At 71.1% G+C, this 16795-nt stretch carries 17 protein-coding genes; 11 read left to right on the plus strand and 6 right to left on the minus strand.

From position 1 onward, the window contains the following. Window positions 1-46: 46 nt before the first annotated feature. Window positions 47-1576, plus strand: a complete 1530-nt coding sequence (locus ACFC09_RS02855) for a helix-turn-helix domain-containing protein (protein WP_376523243.1) — start codon at window positions 47-49, stop codon at window positions 1574-1576. Between the two features lie 182 nt (window positions 1577-1758). Here the strand turns inward: ACFC09_RS02855 and ACFC09_RS02860 are convergent, their stop codons facing one another. Then, window positions 1759-2193 carry a heme-binding protein gene (locus tag ACFC09_RS02860; protein ID WP_376523246.1) on the minus strand — a complete coding sequence of 145 codons (435 nt, stop codon included), beginning with the start codon at window positions 2191-2193 and terminating at the stop codon, window positions 1759-1761. Next, a complete protein-coding gene (locus ACFC09_RS02865) occupies window positions 2193-2342 on the minus strand; it encodes a hypothetical protein (protein ID WP_376523248.1) in 150 nt (49 codons plus the stop codon). The genes ACFC09_RS02860 and ACFC09_RS02865 overlap by 1 nt, the downstream gene beginning before the upstream one ends. Window positions 2343-2633: 291 nt before the next feature. Here ACFC09_RS02865 and ACFC09_RS02870 point away from each other — a divergent pair, with 291 nt between their 5' ends. Both ACFC09_RS02870 and ACFC09_RS02875 read left to right on the plus strand, forming a co-directional pair. Continuing rightward, on the plus strand, window positions 2634-3122 hold the full coding sequence (locus ACFC09_RS02870; protein ID WP_376523250.1) for an ADP-ribosylglycohydrolase family protein: 489 nt from the start codon (window positions 2634-2636) through the stop codon (window positions 3120-3122). A 43-nt stretch (window positions 3123-3165) separates the two neighbouring features. Beyond that, window positions 3166-3774 (plus strand): alpha/beta hydrolase, encoded by a 609-nt coding sequence (locus ACFC09_RS02875; RefSeq protein ID WP_376523252.1) that lies wholly within the window; start codon window positions 3166-3168, stop codon window positions 3772-3774. A 103-nt stretch (window positions 3775-3877) separates the two neighbouring features. Here the strand turns inward: ACFC09_RS02875 and ACFC09_RS02880 are convergent, their stop codons facing one another. After that, window positions 3878-4297 (minus strand): MarR family winged helix-turn-helix transcriptional regulator, encoded by a 420-nt coding sequence (locus tag ACFC09_RS02880; protein ID WP_376523255.1) that lies wholly within the window; start codon window positions 4295-4297, stop codon window positions 3878-3880. Window positions 4298-4672: 375 nt separating this feature from the next. Between ACFC09_RS02880 and ACFC09_RS02885 the strand changes: the two genes are divergently transcribed. The 7 genes from ACFC09_RS02885 (at window position 4673) to ACFC09_RS02915 (ending at window position 11871) form a co-directional block, all read left to right on the plus strand. Then, window positions 4673-6037, plus strand: coding sequence for an alpha/beta hydrolase family protein (locus ACFC09_RS02885; protein WP_376523257.1), 1365 nt, complete (start codon window positions 4673-4675; stop codon window positions 6035-6037). Between the two features lie 126 nt (window positions 6038-6163). Further along, the gene (locus ACFC09_RS02890) at window positions 6164-7078 is read left to right on the plus strand and encodes an SDR family oxidoreductase (protein ID WP_376523260.1); all 915 of its coding nucleotides are present in this window, start codon (window positions 6164-6166) and stop codon (window positions 7076-7078) included. A gap of 19 nt (window positions 7079-7097) precedes the next feature. Then, complete coding sequence (locus tag ACFC09_RS02895; protein WP_376523624.1) at window positions 7098-7970, plus strand: amidohydrolase family protein; 873 nt, start codon at window positions 7098-7100, stop codon at window positions 7968-7970. 241 nt (window positions 7971-8211) lie between these two features. After that, window positions 8212-9696 carry an o-succinylbenzoate--CoA ligase gene (menE, locus tag ACFC09_RS02900; protein WP_376523263.1) on the plus strand — a complete coding sequence of 495 codons (1485 nt, stop codon included), beginning with the start codon at window positions 8212-8214 and terminating at the stop codon, window positions 9694-9696. Window positions 9697-9747: 51 nt separating this feature from the next. Continuing rightward, entirely contained in the window at window positions 9748-10212 is a 465-nt protein-coding gene (locus ACFC09_RS02905) for a MaoC family dehydratase (RefSeq protein ID WP_376523265.1), read from the plus strand. A 194-nt stretch (window positions 10213-10406) separates the two neighbouring features. Further along, window positions 10407-10712 carry an ArsR/SmtB family transcription factor gene (locus ACFC09_RS02910; protein WP_376523626.1) on the plus strand — a complete coding sequence of 102 codons (306 nt, stop codon included), beginning with the start codon at window positions 10407-10409 and terminating at the stop codon, window positions 10710-10712. Window positions 10713-10863: 151 nt separating this feature from the next. Continuing rightward, window positions 10864-11871, plus strand: coding sequence for a zinc-dependent alcohol dehydrogenase family protein (locus tag ACFC09_RS02915; RefSeq protein ID WP_376523266.1), 1008 nt, complete (start codon window positions 10864-10866; stop codon window positions 11869-11871). 350 nt (window positions 11872-12221) lie between these two features. Here the strand turns inward: ACFC09_RS02915 and ACFC09_RS02920 are convergent, their stop codons facing one another. Further along, window positions 12222-13643, minus strand: coding sequence for an MFS transporter (locus ACFC09_RS02920; protein WP_376523269.1), 1422 nt, complete (start codon window positions 13641-13643; stop codon window positions 12222-12224). Between the two features lie 298 nt (window positions 13644-13941). On the opposite strand from ACFC09_RS02920, the gene ACFC09_RS02925 reads away from it, so the two are divergent. Beyond that, window positions 13942-14784, plus strand: coding sequence for a PaaX family transcriptional regulator C-terminal domain-containing protein (locus ACFC09_RS02925; RefSeq protein ID WP_376523270.1), 843 nt, complete (start codon window positions 13942-13944; stop codon window positions 14782-14784). Between the two features lie 189 nt (window positions 14785-14973). Here the strand turns inward: ACFC09_RS02925 and ACFC09_RS02930 are convergent, their stop codons facing one another. Then, window positions 14974-15774: an IclR family transcriptional regulator gene (locus ACFC09_RS02930; protein WP_376523273.1), complete on the minus strand. Its 801-nt coding sequence runs from the start codon at window positions 15772-15774 to the stop codon at window positions 14974-14976. Continuing rightward, window positions 15771-16586: an IclR family transcriptional regulator gene (locus ACFC09_RS02935; RefSeq protein WP_376523276.1), complete on the minus strand. Its 816-nt coding sequence runs from the start codon at window positions 16584-16586 to the stop codon at window positions 15771-15773. The genes ACFC09_RS02930 and ACFC09_RS02935 overlap by 4 nt, the downstream gene beginning before the upstream one ends. Between the last annotated feature and the right edge of the window lie 209 nt (window positions 16587-16795).

A 16795-nucleotide genomic window follows, 5' to 3' on the forward strand; every position in this document is an offset into this window, starting at 1 on the left:
GACCCCCCAACGGGCACCATCTCATATCTGAGATAACCTCAACCCCATGGCAGACGACTACCTCGTACGCATCGGCAAGCTCATCCGTGACGCCCGGCAACACCGCGGCTGGACACAGACACAGCTCGCGGAGGCGCTCGGAACCAGCCAGAGCGCCGTCAACCGCATCGAGCGCGGCAACCAGAACATCAGCCTTGAGATGATTGCCCGCATCGGCGAAGCCCTGGACAGCGAGATCGTGTCGCTGGGGTACGCGGGCCCCATGCACCTCAGGGTGGTCGGCGGTCGTCGCCTGTCCGGCGCCATCGACGTGAAGACGAGCAAGAACGCCTGTGTCGCCCTGCTGTGCGCGTCGCTGCTGAACAAGGGGCGCACCCTGCTGCGCCGGGTGGCCCGGATCGAAGAGGTGTACCGCCTGCTGGAGGTGCTCAACTCCATCGGCGTACGGACCCGCTGGGTCAACGACGGGGTCGACCTGGAGATCGTGCCGCCGGCCGAGCTGGAGCTGGACGCCATCGACGCGGAGGCGGCCGTCCGCACCCGCTCCATCATCATGTTCCTCGGCCCGCTGCTGCACCGGATGGACGCCTTCAAGTTGCCGTACGCCGGCGGCTGTGATCTCGGCACGCGCACCATCGAACCGCACATGATCGCGCTGCGCCGGTTCGGTCTGGAAGTCGCCGCGACCGAGGGGCAGTACCACGCCACGGTGGACCGGGCCGTGCGCCCCGGCCGCCCGATCGTCCTGACCGAGCGCGGGGACACGGTCACCGAGAACGCGCTGCTCGCCGCGGCCCGCTACGACGGCGTCACCACGATCCGCAACGCCTCCTCCAACTACATGGTCCAGGACCTGTGCTTCTTCCTGGAGACGCTGGGCGTACGGGTCGAGGGCATCGGCTCCACCACGCTCACCGTGCACGGCGTGCCCGTCATCGACGTCGACGTGGACTACTCGCCCTCCGAGGACCCGGTAGAGGCGATGAGCCTGCTGGCCGCCGCCGTGGTCACCGAGTCGGAGCTGACCGTGCGCCGGGTGCCGATCGAGTTCCTGGAGATCGAACTCGCGGTCCTGGAGGAGATGGGCCTCGACCACGACCGCACCACGGAGTACGTCGCCGACAACGGCCGTACCCGCCTGGTGGACCTGACCGTGCGGCCCTCCAAGCTGGAGGCGCCCATCGACAAGATCCACCCGATGCCGTTCCCCGGCCTGAACATCGACAACGTCCCCTTCTTCGCGGCCATCGCGGCGGTCGCCCAGGGCCAGTCACTGATCCACGACTGGGTCTACGACAACCGCGCGATCTACCTCACGGACCTCAACCGCCTCGGCGGCCGACTGCAGTTGCTCGACCCGCACCGCGTCCTGGTCGAGGGCCCCACCCGCTGGCGCGCCGCCGAGATGATGTGCCCGCCCGCCCTCCGCCCGGCCGTGGTCGTCCTGCTGGCGATGATGGCCGCCGAGGGCACGTCCGTGCTGCGCAACGTCTACGTCATCAACCGCGGCTACGAGGACCTGGCGGAACGCCTCAACTCGATCGGGGCCCAGATCGAGACATTCCGCGACATCTGACCGACGGAGGCCGCCGCAGCCGCCGCACCCTGTTGACCTGCGCTGATGCGGGTCCGGAGGGGTGCGGCGGGGCCCAGCGCAGGTCCCCCCGACGGGCGGGGCGGCATAGGGGACACCCCGGAACCGGAACACGCCGTTCTTCCGGTTGCCGTCGAGAACGCCCTGCTCGACACGGACCTGGGTCATGGCCTCTCCCCCGTATCGGCGACGAAGCCGCCGTGCTCGATGCCGAAGACCGCGCGGGCCTCGTCCTTGCCGGGTTCGTCACCGCTGACGCCGACCGCCGCCGAGACGGTGCCGTCGGCGTCGCGGACGAGCACCCCGCCCGGCACCGGTACGACACGGCCGTCGGACATGCCTGCCGGCGCGGTGTAGAACGCCGGCGCAACGGCCGCGCGTTCGGCCACCGCGCGGGTGCCGCGCCCCATGCCCAGGGCTCCCCACGCCTTGGCCTGGGTGATCTGCGGACGCAGGTACGCGCTGCCGTCCTGGCGTTTGAGCACCAGCAGATGCCCACCGGGGTCGAGCACGGCCACCGTGAGCGGTTCGCATCCGAGCGCGGTGCCGTGGCGGAGTGCCGCGTCGACCATCGCCGAGGCTCGATCCAGCGACAGCATCAGGCCGGCTGCCCCGCCGGTGCGCGGTCCTCCGCGGGGAACTCCTCCCTCGCCCGGCGGCGCTGCTCGATGCTCATGAAGCCGTACCCGGACGAGCCGCCGAACTGCAGGGTCAGGCCGAGCGGCTCGCCCGGCGCCATGCCGTTCATCGGATTCCTGCCGCGCGTAACCGGGGTCCGAACGTTCGATCCTGCGTGCCTGCGGTGTCGACAGGATCAGGCTCGTCGCGTGCGCGGAATGCGCGTCGACGGCGGCGGCCTGCTCCGGGGAGCGCGCCTCCACGGCCTCGACGATCGCGAGCCGGTGCGCGTGCAGCCCGCCGGTGACCCGTCGCCATTCGGCCAGGCGCCCGCCACTCAACTCGACGGCGAACTCGACCTGGACGTCCGCGAGGAGCCAGCACAGCGGGATCAGCAAGAGGACGCCGGGTCCGAAGCCCCGTGCCCACCGGGCTCGCCGACCGGATCCAGGGCGCCTGGTACGGCCGGATCATCGGCAACACGATGGGCAAGCCCTTCGAGTTCGGCCCCACCCGGGAGTCGATCCGCGACTACCTGGCGTCGAAGAACGCCTACCCGCTCACGGGGTACGTGCCCTTCGACGATCCCGCCGAGCGGGACCGGCTCGGCCGGTGGGGCTTCGAGGGCATCACGGCCGGCCGCATCCACGGATCGGTCCGCGACGACGACATCGACTACACGATGCTGGGCCTGCATCTGCTGGAGACCTACGGCACCGGCTACACCTCGCGCGACGTGGCGGCGGAGTGGCTGTCCCGCTTCCCCGTGTACCAACTCTTCACCGCCGAACGCGCGGCCTACCAGAACCTTCTTCGCGAGGTGCCCCTGGCACGATCATCTGCGGCCCGCTCGCCGGACGCCTCTCGGACCGTACGACCTCGCGGTTCGGCATGCGCCGGCCGTGGATAGCCGGCGGCGCGGCCGGCGCCGACTGCCGGTCGCCGTCTCGGCGATGAGCGGAACGGCGCTGCTGCTGGTCGTGATCACCACCGCCGTGCAGGTGTTCACCGTGCACGGGGCGACCGGCCGGTGGTTCGCGCTCTCACCGGCCGCCCCGGGCGGCGCGCTCGGCCGGGGCCCGGACAGGACCGTCACCTACGCCACGCTCGGCGGTGAGCAACTGAAGGCGGACCTCTACCTGCCGAAGGCGTCGCCGGCGGCCCCCCTGGTCGTCAGCATCCACGGCGGCGGCTTCATCAGCGGCAGCCGTGGCCGCACGCCGTACACGAGCTGGCTGGCCGACAACGGCTATGCCGTCCTCGACGTCGACTACCGGCTCGGCAGCGCGAGCGCGCATACCTGGAACACCGCCGACCAGATCACCCCGGCAGCGCCGCCCACCCTGATGTTCCAGGGCTCCCGTGACCATCTCGTCCACGCGGACCACACGAAGGCGTTCGCCGACAAGCTGACGGCGGCCGGCATCACGAACCGATACGTCGAGATCCCGTTCCTGGACCACGCCTACGACTCGTCGTCGCTCAACATCGGTACGAGTGCCACCCGGGCGCTGATGCTGCCCTGGCTCCAGAAGTACGTCGGGGCCGGTGCCTCTCGGTAGTCCCCGAACCGCGCTCGCCGCGGGGCGATACCGACCGGGCCGATACCGACCGGGCCGAGCGCGGCCGTCGTGCACCGTCGACGGCCGGGCGGTCCGGGCCGGGTCAGGAGAGCTGCCGCCAGGCGTGGTCGAGCGCGGCGCGCAACTGGGCGGTCCGGTCGGCGGTGAGTCCGTCGGTCATGTGCCTCTCCAGGTCGCGTACGGGCTGCGCGTACTCGGTGAGGAGCCGGTGTCCGAGGTCGGTCAGTGCGATGAGGAGTTCGCGCCGGTTGACCGGGTTGGGGCGTCGGACGACATAGCCCCGGGTCTCCAGCGTGCGGACCATGTCGGCCATCGACTGGGCGGTGACGAAGGAGTCACGGGCGAGCTGTGCGGCGGTGAGACCGTCATGCCGCTCCAGCACGGTCAGCGCCGTGTACTGAAGGGCGGTCACCCCCGACGGCTTGAGCAGTTCGTCGAGCCGGGCCCGTACGACGAGTTCGACGCGTTTGACCAGGTACAGCAGTGAGGGAGGTGTCTTCACACCTCGACCGGCCGGCTGTGCGGCGGCTTCCGGCACGGCGCCCTCCGTTCGGCTGTCCGGGCGGGCACGCCGCGGCCGCGTGCCCTGCACATGATGGATCCATCCTACCCCGTTGACAGGATTCCTGCCGGTCGTGAGACTGGCGCCCATCACCAGGAATCCTGTCAATGCGGGGGGCCACCGGGGACTGCGCCGGTTTGCCCGCTGATTGCGAGCAGCCTGCTCGCCCGGCGTGGCGATGGCGGCATCCCGCTACCCCTGCCGCCGCGCGGCGGCGCGACGCTCGTCACGCCCGCCGTGCGGCGGCTGCGGGCGACACGCACGAACGCCCTTCGGCACCCCCGCTCCGTCACCCCGACATCGGAAGGGACCCCCATGAGAACTCCAGTCGCCCTGCTGGCCCTCACCCTGTGTGCCCTCACCCCCCTGCCCGCACAGGCCGCAACGGACACCCATCTGGAAGGCCGCCTCTCCTCCGGCGCCGCCTACGTGATGGACGTCCCCGCCGCCTGGAACGGCACCGTCCTGCTCTACAGCCACGGCTACGTCCCCGCCGGACTGCCCAACCCCGCCCAGAACGCGCCCGGTACGGCCACCCTGGACTCCCTCCTCGACCAGGGTTACGCACTCATCGGGTCCTCGTACGCGACGAACGGCTGGGCGGTCACGGACGCCGTACCCGACCAGCTCGCCACCCTGGACCTGTTCACCGACCAGTTCGGCACGGCGAGGCGGACCATCGCCTGGGGCGTCTCGTACGGGGGATTCGTCACGACGACGCTGGCCGAACAGCATGCCGACCGCCTCGACGGCTCGCTCGCCATGTGCGGTCTGGTGCAGGGCGGCGTGGCGAACTGGAACAGCACGCTGGACTCGGTGTTCGCGCTCAAGACGCTGCTGGCACCGGACGCGGACATCCCGCTCACCGGATTCGCCGACCGGGCGCAGGCGCAGAGCGCCGCCACGGACCTGACCGCCCGGACCACCGCGGCCCAGCTGACCGCCGGGGGCCGGGCCCGCATCGCCCTCGCCGCGGCCCTGAACGACATCCCCGGCTACAACAGCACCACGCAGACCGAGCCGGGCCCCACCGACTGGGACGCCCAGCAGGCCAACCAGTACGCCGCCGTCACGGGACTCCTCCAACTGCCCGCCTTCGGCTGGCGGCAGGAGGCCGAGAGCCGCGCCGGGGGCAACATGTCCTGGAACACGGGCGTCGACTACACCGCGATGCTCCACCGCTCCCCGCTGTTCAAGGAAGTGACGGAGCTGTACAAGGCATCGGGTCTCGCACTGGACTCCGACCTCGCGGTGCTCAACCGCGCACCCCGCGTCTCCGCCGACCCCGCCGCCGTACGGTGGATGAAGAACACCAGCGTTCTCGGCGGCCGGCTGACCGACCCCCAGCTCGACATCCACACGACCGGCGACCCGCTGATCCCCGTCCAGGCGGAGAGCGCCTACCGCCGGGCCGCCGACGCGGCCGGCTCGGGCGCCCGGCTGAGCCAGGCGTACGTCGACGGCCCCGGGCACTGCACCTTCACGTCGGGCGAGATGATCGGCGCCCTGGAGACCCTGGAGCACCGCCTGGACACGGGCAGGTGGGACACCTCGCCGGCCACGCTCAACTCCCGCGCCCGGCAGGCGGATCCGGCGAGCGAGCCACGCTATGCGGCCTACCGGCCCGGCCCCTACCCGCGCCCGTACGACTCGGCGCACCCGGACGGCCTGCGGCCCTGACGACCCCGGCGGTGCCGGCTCCCCCGCGACGCCCGGCCGGCCCCGCGCACGCCATTGACAGGATTCCTGTTGGTCGCAAGACTGTCCAGCAATACCAGGAATCCTGTCAATGGAGGGTGGAGTTCCATGGATCTGACCGGGAAGGTGGCCGTCGTCACCGGCAGTGGCCGCGGTCTGGGGCTCGCCTACGCCCGCGCACTCGCCGCGGCCGGAGCGTCCGTCGTGGTCAACGATGTGGAACAGCGGGTCGTCGACGCGGCGGTCCAGAGCGTGGAGTCGGTCGGCGGCAAGGCGTTCGGAGTGACCGCCGCGGTCGGCGCCACCGCCGCGGCCGAGGAGCTGATCTCGGCGGCGGTGGAGCGCTTCGGGCGGCTCGACGTACTGGTGGCCAACGCCGGCGTCCTGCGGGACAAGGTCCTGTGGAAGATGACCGACGACGACTTCGACGACGTGGTCCGTGTCCATCTGCGCGGCACGTTCACCTGCGCCCGAGCCGCCGCGGTGCGGATGCGCGAGCAGGGCGAGGGCGGACGCATCGTCCTGATCGGGTCGCCGGCCGGGCAGCGCGGAAACTTCGGGCAGACGAACTACGCGGCGGCCAAGGCCGGCATCGTGTCCATGGCCCGCACCTGGGCCCTGGAGCTGGCCAGGGCGCGGATCACGGTGAACGCCGTCATCCCCGTGGCAGCCACCGAGATGACCAGGACGATCCCGGCGTTCACGCCCGCCATCGACGAGGCCGGGCGCACCGGTGCCCCGCTCCCGGACTGGATGCGCAAGCAGGAGGGGCTGGGCACCGTGGAGGACGCCGCCGGCCTGGTCGTCTTCCTCGGATCCGACGCCTCGGCCGACGTCACCGGTCAGGCGATCGGCATCGGCGGGGACCGGCTGGCGCTGTGGTCCCATCCGCAGGAGAAGAAGACCGACTTCCGTGACGGCGGCTGGAGCGCCGACGAGATCGCCGCCGCCTGGAGCACCGGTGTCGGCACGCGGGCCGAGACGTTCGGCATCCCCGCGCCCCAGCCGCCGAAGGGAGACTGAGATGACCGCCCCCGCCCCCATGGACCCGGACCGGCTGACCGCGATCGACATGCACACGCACGCGGAGGTGTCCCGCACCGGCCACAGCTCCCTCAGCGCGGAGCTGATGGCCGCCTCGGAGAAGTACTTCGCCGCGCACGGCCACCGCCGGCCCACGATCGACGAGACGGCCGACCACTACCGCCGGCGCCGTATGGCCGCCGTCGTCTTCACCGTCGACGCCGAACACGCCCTCGGCCACCCGCCCATCCCGAACGAGGAGATCGCCGAGGACTGCGCCGCCCACGCCGACGTCCTGATCCCCTTCGCCTCGCTCGACCCGTGGCGCGGGCGGGCGGCCGTACGCCAGGCCCGTCGACTGGTGGAGGAGTACGGCGTCAAGGGCTTCAAGTTCCACCCCAGTCTGCAGGCGTTCTCGCCCGACGACCGGATGGCGTATCCGCTCTACGAAGCCATCGAGGAACTCGGTGTGCCGGCCCTCTTCCACACCGGGCAGAGCGGCATCGGCGCCGGTGTGCCGGGCGGCGCGGGCATCCGCCTGAAGTACTCCAACCCCCTGCTGATCGACGACGTGGCCGCGGACTTCCCCGACCTGCCGATCATCCTGGCCCACCCGTCCTTCCCCTGGCAGGACGAGGCGCTGGCGGTGGCGACCCACAAGCCGAGCGTGTACATCGACCTGTCCGGCTGGTCCCCCAAGTACTTCCCGCCGCAGCTCGTCCATTACGCCAACACACTGCTCAAGGACAAGGTGCTCTTCGGCTCGGACTACCCGGTCATCACCCCTGACCGCTGGCTGGACGACTTCGCGAAACTGGACATCAGACCCGAGGTCAGGCCGCGCATCCTCAAGGAGAACGCACTGCGCCTGCTCGGACTCGGCAAGAAGTGACGACCGGCGGTCCCTGAACCGGTGCCAGGGGAAACCGAGGAACGGTACCCGGCCGCCGCTGCCGCGCCCGGTTCCGGTGCGCACCGGAACCCGAAGTGCCCGTGTCCGACACCGGCACACCGGCGGGCCCCGCGCCCCGTGTACGCCGGTTCCCGCACCCGTCGGACCACCCTCCCGTCAGCCGCGAGTCCGGCCGCCCCGGTGAAGGCCGGGCTCCCCATCCGAAAGGCACGGCATCCGCATGCGCAACCACGGCGTCGGCTCCTGGACCGCGAGGCGCGCCCGCAAGAACCCGCACCGCCCCGCCATCGTCCACGGCGATGTCCGGATCACCTACGCGCAGCTGCACGACCGCACCACACGCCTGGCCCACCACCTGCGCCGCCTCGGAGTGCGACCCGGCGGCCGCATCGCCTTCCTCGGCCCCAACCACCCCTCCTTCCTGGAGACCTTCTTCGCGGCCGGTCAGCTCGGGGCCATCTTCGTGCCGCTCAACACCCGGCTCGCCGAACCCGAGCTGCGGCACTGCCTCCAGGACTCCGGGGCGAGCGTGCTGGTGCACACCGCGGCCTTCGAGCGCTTCGCCCTCTCCTGCCCCACCCCCCGCCTGGTCGCCGTGGGGGAACGGCTGGACATGGACCTCGCCGCCTGCACACCGGCGGCTCTCGACACCCCGGTGACGCACACCGACACCGCCGTCATCATGTACACCTCCGGGACGACCGGACGGGCCAAGGGTGCCGTGCTCACCCACGGCAACCTCATCTGGAACAGCCTGAACGTCCTGGTCGACGCGGAGTTCGCCGCCGGTGACGTGATCCTGCTGTCCGCGCCCCTGTTCCACACGGCCACGCTGAACATGACCTGTCTGCCGGCCGTCCTCAAGGGCGGCACACTCGTCGTCGAGGAATCGTTCTCGCCCGCCCGCACCCTCGACCTGGTCGAGCGCTTCCGGGTCACGGTGATGTTCGGGGTGCCGGCCATGTTCCAGGAGGTCGTCGCGGAGCCCCGGTTCGCCGACGCCGACCTGTCGTCGCTGCGGATGCTGCTGTGCGGGGGTGCGCCGGTGCCCGAACCGCTGATCCGCGCCTACCAGCAGCGCGGGCTGAGCTTCATCCAGGGCTACGGCATGACCGAGGCGTCCCCCGGCGTGTGCCTGCTCGACGCCGAGCACGCCCTCGACAAACCCGGCAGCGCCGGTCTCCCCCAGTTCTTCAGCGACATCCGCATCGTCGACCCCGCGGGCGAAGCCGCCGCGCACGGCGAACTCCTCGTGGAGGGCCCGAACGTCATGAGCGGGTACTGGAACCTCCCCGAGGAGACGGCCGCCGCGCTCCACGACGGCTGGTTCCGCTCCGGGGACATCGCCCGTGCCGACGAGGACGGGTACGTCTCCATCGTCGACCGGGCCAAGGACATGATCATCTCCGGCGGGGAGAACATCTACCCGGCCGAGATCGAGAACGTCCTGTACGAGCATCCGGCCGTGGGCGACTGCGCCGTCATCGGTGTCAGGGACGAGAAGTGGGGCGAGGTCCCCCGTGCCGTCGTGGTCCTGGCACCCGGCGCGCGGGCGAGCGCCGAGGACATCCTCGCCTCTTTGGAAGGGCGCCTGGCCCGTTACAAGATCCCCAAGTCGCTCGTCTTCACCGACGCGCTGCCGCGCAGCGGCGCCGGGAAGCTGCTCAAGCCCCGCATCCGCGAGAGCTTCGGTACCACCACTTGAACGTCGGTACCCCACCTGAACTTCGGTACCACCACCTGAAGGAGACCCGCCATGACCGCATCCCGTACCGTCACCGGACTCGACGAGATCAGGGCCCTCGCCGGGACGGACCTCGGCCGTACCGACTGGGTGGAGGTCACCCAGGACCGGGTGCACACCTTCGCCGACGCCACCGACGACCACCAGTGGCTCCACGTCGACCCCGAACGCGCCGCCGCCGGTCCGTTCGGCGCGGCGATCGCCCACGGGTATCTGACCCTGTCCCTGATCATCCCCCTCTTCAACCAGTTGCTTTCCGTGGAGGGCGCCTCCATGAGCCTCAACTACGGCCTGGACAAGGTCCGTTTCCCCCATCCGGTGCGGGTCGGCGCGAAGATCCGCCTGCACGGCGTGGTGGAGTCCGCGGAGGAGGTCCACGGCAACGGTGTCGAGATGCGGCTCGCCTTCACCGTGGAGATCGAGGGCTGCGACAAGCCCGCCTGCGCCGCGCACGCGATCTACCGCCACTACGCCTGACGATCACCACCCCGCGACGGCGGACGGCCGCCCGCCCAGATCCCGGGCCGGGCCGGGCCCGGCCGTTCCCGGACCTGTCGTGACCGCGGCAGGATCCGATGGTGGTCGTACGATGGCCTGACCTTTTGGAGCCATCTCAAGGAGTCACCGTGGCCCGCCCTCGTACCGCCGCACGGACGGTGGAGCACCCCGACATGTCGGCGGTCTCGCTGCAACAGGTGCTGGAGGCACTGGTGGATCCGGTGCGGCGCGGGGTGGTGTACCAGTTGACCCGGGCGGGTGAGGACCTGAGCTGCGGCACCTTCGACGCGCCGGTTTCGCCTTCGACCCTGACGCACCACTTCAACGTGCTGCGGGAGGCGGGCGTGATCCGGCAGTACTACGTGGGGGCGACGAAGATGAACACGCTGCGCGGACAGGAGCTGGAGGAGCGGTTTCCCGGTCTGCTGTCGTCCGTGGTGGCCGCCTCCGTCACGGAGCGGGAGACGGAGCGTTCCTGAACCGGCGGGGTCACGAGTACACCGGCGACCGGGGGCGACACTTCGATCGTCGTCAAATTTTGACGCTAGTCGAAATTTTGGGCAGGGTGGGTGCGGGCACCGGGCTGACGCGGTGCACTTCGGCGAATCCTGCTCCCAGAACGGATCCACCATGACAAGGCTCGTACAGTTCGACCGGCTCGGCGGTCCCGAGGTCCTGACCCTCCGCGAGGTGGAGACGGGTGCTCCCGGAGCGGGAGAGGTACGGATCCGCGTCGACGCGATCGGCCTCAACCGGGCCGAGATCATGTTCCGCGAGGGCAGCTACTTCGACCAGCCGGTCTTCCCGTCCACGCTCGGCTATGAGGCCGCGGGTACGGTCGACGCGGTCGGCGACGGAGTGGACGGCTTCGCCGAGGGCGACCCGGTCGCCGTCGTGCCCGCGTTCCTGCAGAGCGAGTACGGCACCTACGGCGACCACGTCATCGTCCCTGCCGCCGCCGTCGTGCCCCGCCCCGCCACCATGGACCCCGTCCGGGCCGCGGCCGTCTGGATGGCCTACGTCACCGCTTACGGACCGCTCGTCGAGTCCGGCCAGGTGCGTCCGGGCGACCACGTCCTGATCACCGCGGCCTCCAGCAGCGTCGGACTGGCCGCCATCCAGATCGCCCGGCACCTCGGCGCGATCCCGATCGCCACCACCCGCGGCGCCGGCAAGAAGCAGCGTCTCCTGGAGGCCGGCGCGGCCCATGTCATCGTCACCGGCGACGAGGACCTGCCCGCCCGCGTCAAGGAGATCACCGGCGGCGACGGCGTCCGGCTCGCCCTCGACCCGATCGCGGGCCCCGGCGTCGAGACCATCGCCCAGGGCATCGCCCCCGGGGGCACGCTGGTCGTCTACGGCGCGCTCGACCCGCGGACCACCCCGCTGCCGAACGCGCAGTCCTACCCGGCGCTGACCAGCCGCACCTACACACTGTTCGAGATCACCGGGGTCCCCGAACGGCTGCGCCGAGCGGTCGCGTTCGTCAACGCGGGCCTGGCCTCGGGCTCCTTCGCCCCGGTCGTCGACCGGACCTTCGACCTCGCCGACATCGCCGAAGCCCACCGCTACATGGCGGCCGGCGGCCACGTCGGCAAGATCGTCGTCACGGTCACCCATGACGCCGCCGTTGCCTGAGCCGCCGGTCCGCACAGGACACGGTCTGCGGGGACGCGGTCGCCAAGGACACGGACCCCGCCGCGGCGGGCACCGCGCCCCCGACCGTCGCGTCGGGGCCGCCGGCCAGTCGGGACGTTCTCCGGCGTCGGCTGCGGCAGCGCCGTAGCGGCTGGCGCCCCTTCGGACGCGCGGCTTCCCCGGGACGCTCCCCGGGGAAGTCGTGCGTCGCCCCCCTCAACGGCCGCACCGGCCCTGCCCGTTCCGCGGCACCGAGGGCAGTAGGGCGAGCGACCGGATCCCCGGCCGCCCGGAAGCCTTCCGCCGCACGGACCGCGGGCCGGCCCTGGTCGGACGGCGCCTGCCGCGGCTCAGGAAGTCTGAGCGGGCTCCGTCCGGTCGTCGGCGGGCAGCCGTGCCGGGGTCTGTGCGGCCACGTCGGCGAGATCCGTGCGGCTGGTCTCCCCGAGCAGGGCGAGGCAGACCACCGTCCCCAGGCAGAACGCGGCGATGATCGCAGAGATGATCAGCGTCGCCTGCCCGCCGGCGTCGGCCCGCACCTCGGTGAAGACCAGCGGGGCGAAGCCGGCTCCCAGCCCCGCGATCTGGTAACCGAGGGAAGCGCCGGTGTAACGGCTGCGGGTGGAGAACAGTTCCGTGTACAGCGCGGCGAGCGGCCCGTACATCATCGGATGCACCAGCGACTGCCCGATCACCAGCGCCAGCACGAGCAACGCGACGCTTCCCGTGTCGACGAGCGGGAACAGGGCGAAGGAGAAGCCGCCCACCCCGAGCGCGCCCGCCATCACCACCGGACGCCGTCCCACGCGATCGGAGAGCGCCGACCAGCCGACGATGCCGGCCACGGCCAGCGTGGAGGACACCGCCAGGCTGTTGAGCACCGTCTGCCGTGCGAAGCCGTCCTGGACCGCGTAGGAAATGATGTACGTGGTCACGGTGCCCTGGAAGACGAAGGCGGAGAGGCCGACCCCGATGCCCAGCAGCAGCACCCGGGGGTGATGGCGCAGCACGTCCCACAGCGGGAGGGGCCGGCGGGGCGTCGGTTCCCGCCTCTTCTCCGCCTCGTTCTTCTCCGCCTCGATCTTCTCCGCCTCGTTCTTCTCCGCCTCGGCGAACACCGGTGTCTCGGCGACCCGCACCCGGATGAACAGGCCGACGGCCAGCAGCACCACGCTGAGCAGGAAGGGGATGCGCCAGCCCCAGGAGAGGAAGGCGTCCTCGCCGACCGCGGCCGATGTCGCCGACAGGACGACGGTGGAGACCGCCATGCCGAAGGGGGCGCCGGCGTTGGTGAAGCTCGCCCACAGTCCCCGCCGCCGGGTGGCGTGCTCGGCGGACAGGAGCACGGCGCCGCCCCACTCGCCGCCCACCGCCACTCCCTGGATGATCCGCAGGAGCAGCAGCGCGACCGGCGCCAGGGTGCCCGCCTGGCCGTAGGTGGGCAGGACGCCGATGAGGAAGCTGGCGGCACCCATGAGGGACATCGTCAGCACCAGCATCCGCTTGCGCCCGAGCCGGTCCCCGAAGTGCCCGAAGACGATCCCGCCCAGCGGCCGGGCCAGGTAGCCCGTGGCGAAGGTGGTGAAGCTGGCGAGGGTGCCCGCCACGGGACTGAGATCGGAGAAGAAGACGTGGGCGAAGACCACCGCCGACGCGGTGGAGTACAGGAGGAAGTCGTAGTACTCGATGACGCTCCCCAGGAAGCTGGAGGTCACCGCCCGGCGCAACTGGAGTGGATCGTGCGTCGCCTGAGGGGGAGAAGCGGCCTGCATGTCGTGAGCTCCCTTGCTCGCTGAGGTGGAACAGCCCGCAGAGCGGCGTGGCTTCAGCGGTGGATGACGTGGCTGCCCGTCCTGTACGGCCTGCTCGCGGCGGGAAGCAGCGAGGCGCGCCCGGTGGATGTCCGGGACCGCCGTCGGCCGGCCGGTGCCGGCCGTGTCCGGCCGTCCCCCGGAACCGCCACCGGTGTCCAGTCGGCCCGGCCGTTCGAAGCAGGGCAAGAAGTAGGGCAGGTTTTTTCTCAGCGTCGAGATTGTGACCAACATTGGCGTTCTCGTCTACCCTCGTGGCGTGGCGTTCGAAAACGAGGACGAGCAGACCGTGGCGATGGCGACTTCGGCCCGGCCGCAATCACTGATGTTCAGCTTCCTGGGCATCTACGTGCTGGACCGCGACGTCGCTCTCTACTCGGGAAGCATCATCGACGTCCTGGGCCGCCTGGGCGTGTCGGAGGACGCGGTGCGCTCCACGTTGTCCCGCATGGCCAGGCGTGACCTGCTGACGCGTCATCGCAGGGGACGCAAGGCGTATTTCGGTCTCACCGAGCGCGCCATCCGGGTACTGCGGGACGGGCGCCGCCGGGTCCGTGACACCGGTGCGGTCAACGAGGACTGGGACGGCACCTGGACCGTGGTCGCTTTCTCACTCCCCAACGACCGGGTGAGCACACGCCACGACCTGCGCTCCCGGCTCGCCTGGGCCGGCTTCGCCTCTCTCCAGTCCGGCCTGTGGATCGCTCCGGGCACCAAGAACCTGGCGGAGTCCCTCGCGCCCCTCGAACTGGGTGACCACGTCACCACGTTGCAGGCCCGGCCCATGGATCCGACCGACTCCGCCGACCTGATCCGCCGCGCCTTCGACATCGAGGGCATCGCCGCCCGCTACCGAGAGTTCCTGGGCCAGTGGGACACCGGCGCGTCCCCGGCCGCCGCAGATGACGATCTCGCCTGCCAGATCCGCCTGCACACCGACTGGTTGCAGGCCGTCCGATGGGATCCGTATCTGCCGGCCGAGCATCTGCCGGAACAGTGGCCGGCGATCCGCGCCGAGCAGGTCTTCCGCCTGCTCGACCACAGGATCGCCCCGGGTGCGGCCAAGCTGGCGGCAGCGCTGCTGGACGAAATCAGCCTGTGAGTGCGGTGGGTGGCGTGTTCCTCGCGGCCGGGCCCGGCTTCGGCCGCCGTAGCGCCCGCTGAAGGAGGATCAGCCGGGTGATGCCGTCGGGGGCTGCCCCGATCCGCGGTGCGGCGGGCGGACGGCGCCGGGCGGCCCTGCCCGGGTCGGCGCCTGCGGCCGATCCGGTGCGGCCGGGCCGTGCGCCGCTCATTCCTGGCCCAGGCCGCTCAGGCTCGGGTAGGCGGTGCCTGCTGTCTCCTCCAGTCGCCTGGCCAGGTTCTCCGCCGCGTGCAGCAGGGCGGTCGCGTACTGGTCCAGATCGTCCCGCAACGTGTAGCTGAGGATGCCGATGGCGGCCTTGGCGGTCCCGCCGACCAGTACCGGCGCGGCGATGGAGGTGGAGCCCAGGTGGTACTCCTGGCGGCTTTCGGCGTAGCCCTGCTGTCTGATGTGCGCGAGCTGGCGGGCCAGTTTCCGGCGGTCCGTGATGGTGTCCGGTGAGTACCGCTGCAACGGCATGGCCAGGATCGCCTCCGCGAAGGCCTCGGGGCCGAAGGCCAGCAGCGTCTTGCCGATGCCGGTCGCGTGCAGGGGGATCCGGGCACCGATGCGGCTCTCCGCCGGGACGGACACCTCGGAGGTGAGCTTTTCGATGTAGATGGCGGCCGTACCGTCGCAGACGGCGAGTTGCACGGTCTCCCGGCAGTCGTACTGGAGGTTGAGCAGGAAGGGCAGGGCCGCTTCGCGCAGCCGGCCGTGGATGGGCGTGAGCACCCCCATCTCCCACAGCCGTACGCCGAGCCCGTACCGGCCGGAGCCGTCCCGGTCGAGGAAGCGGCCGTCCTCCAGCTCACCGGCGAGCCGGTACACGGTGGCCACCGGCAGTCCCGAGCGCCGGGCGAGTTGGCTGAGGGTGAGCAGCGGATGCTCGATGTCGAACGCCGCCAGCACGGCGAGCGCCCTGGCGGTGACGGACTTCGGGGGACTGCTGGACGGTTCACCGGTCATGGTCGGTGGTGCCCTTCTCCCCGACGCAGGGGGGTGGACTCGCATGTTTCGAAGACCTCGGCGTGTCTGGCCAGGACGGCGGCGAGGGCACGGGCGACGCTGTGCAGCTCGGATATCAGGCTGTTGACGGCGACGGGCACGGAGTCGGCCTCGGCCTCCGCGCTCCGGGTCGGCGACGGGCTGACGGAAAGCGCCATGGGCGGACGGCCCAGGGCATCGACGGCCACGGCGTATTCGGCCTGCCCGTCGCAGCGCACGATCCGGACCCAGCCCTGCGTCCCGTAGTCGGCGATGCCCTTTTCCACCCGGTCGGACTGAGTTCGGGGCATCGGCAGCGACTTCCTGGCCGCGGGCGTCATGCGGCCCAGGAGGACCCACCCGGCAGCCGAGTCGGCCAAGGGCAGGGTCAGCCCCGGCCCACTGCCAGGGGCACTTGCGCCGTTGGCCAGGACTTCCTCCAGGCACAGCGCGCTGTGTCCGTTGAAGGTGAAGACCCGCACCAGCATGCCGGTCCTGGCCGCCAGCCGGGCCAGCAGCGGCCGGGTGCCCTTGCCGATCACGTCATGGGCGGGGGCCAGGATGCCGAGTTCCCAGATCCTGGGGCCGATGGTGTAGCGCCCCGCCGTGTCGCGCTCGACGGCGCCGATCGCCTCCAGATGTCCGAGCAGCCGAAAGGTGGTGGCCACCGGGAGGTCGCTGCGGCGCGACAGCTGAGACAGCGTCAGGTACCGGTGGGCGCTGTCGAAGGACAGCAGGACGGCGAAGGCCCGGTGGATCACCGACCTGCCGGGGTTGCCGTGCTCAGCTGTCATCGTTTCTCCCCGGCGGCTCACTCGTTCCCGCGGTGGCTTCGTGGCGGAGCGGCCTGCGGCGGCACGGCCCTGCGGGTGCAGCCTAGCCAGCACTTCACTGAACGGAAAAGTCCGGCAGGCGGTCACGCCCAAGGGCCCTTGGTTCAAGGGCCCCGGGATCATTTCTTTTCACTGAGCGGAAGAGTCCCTTGGTGATCCGGTCCGCGAGC

The organism is Streptomyces sp. NPDC056161 (genome assembly GCF_042268025.1).
Taxonomy (GTDB): domain Bacteria; phylum Actinomycetota; class Actinomycetes; order Streptomycetales; family Streptomycetaceae; genus Streptomyces.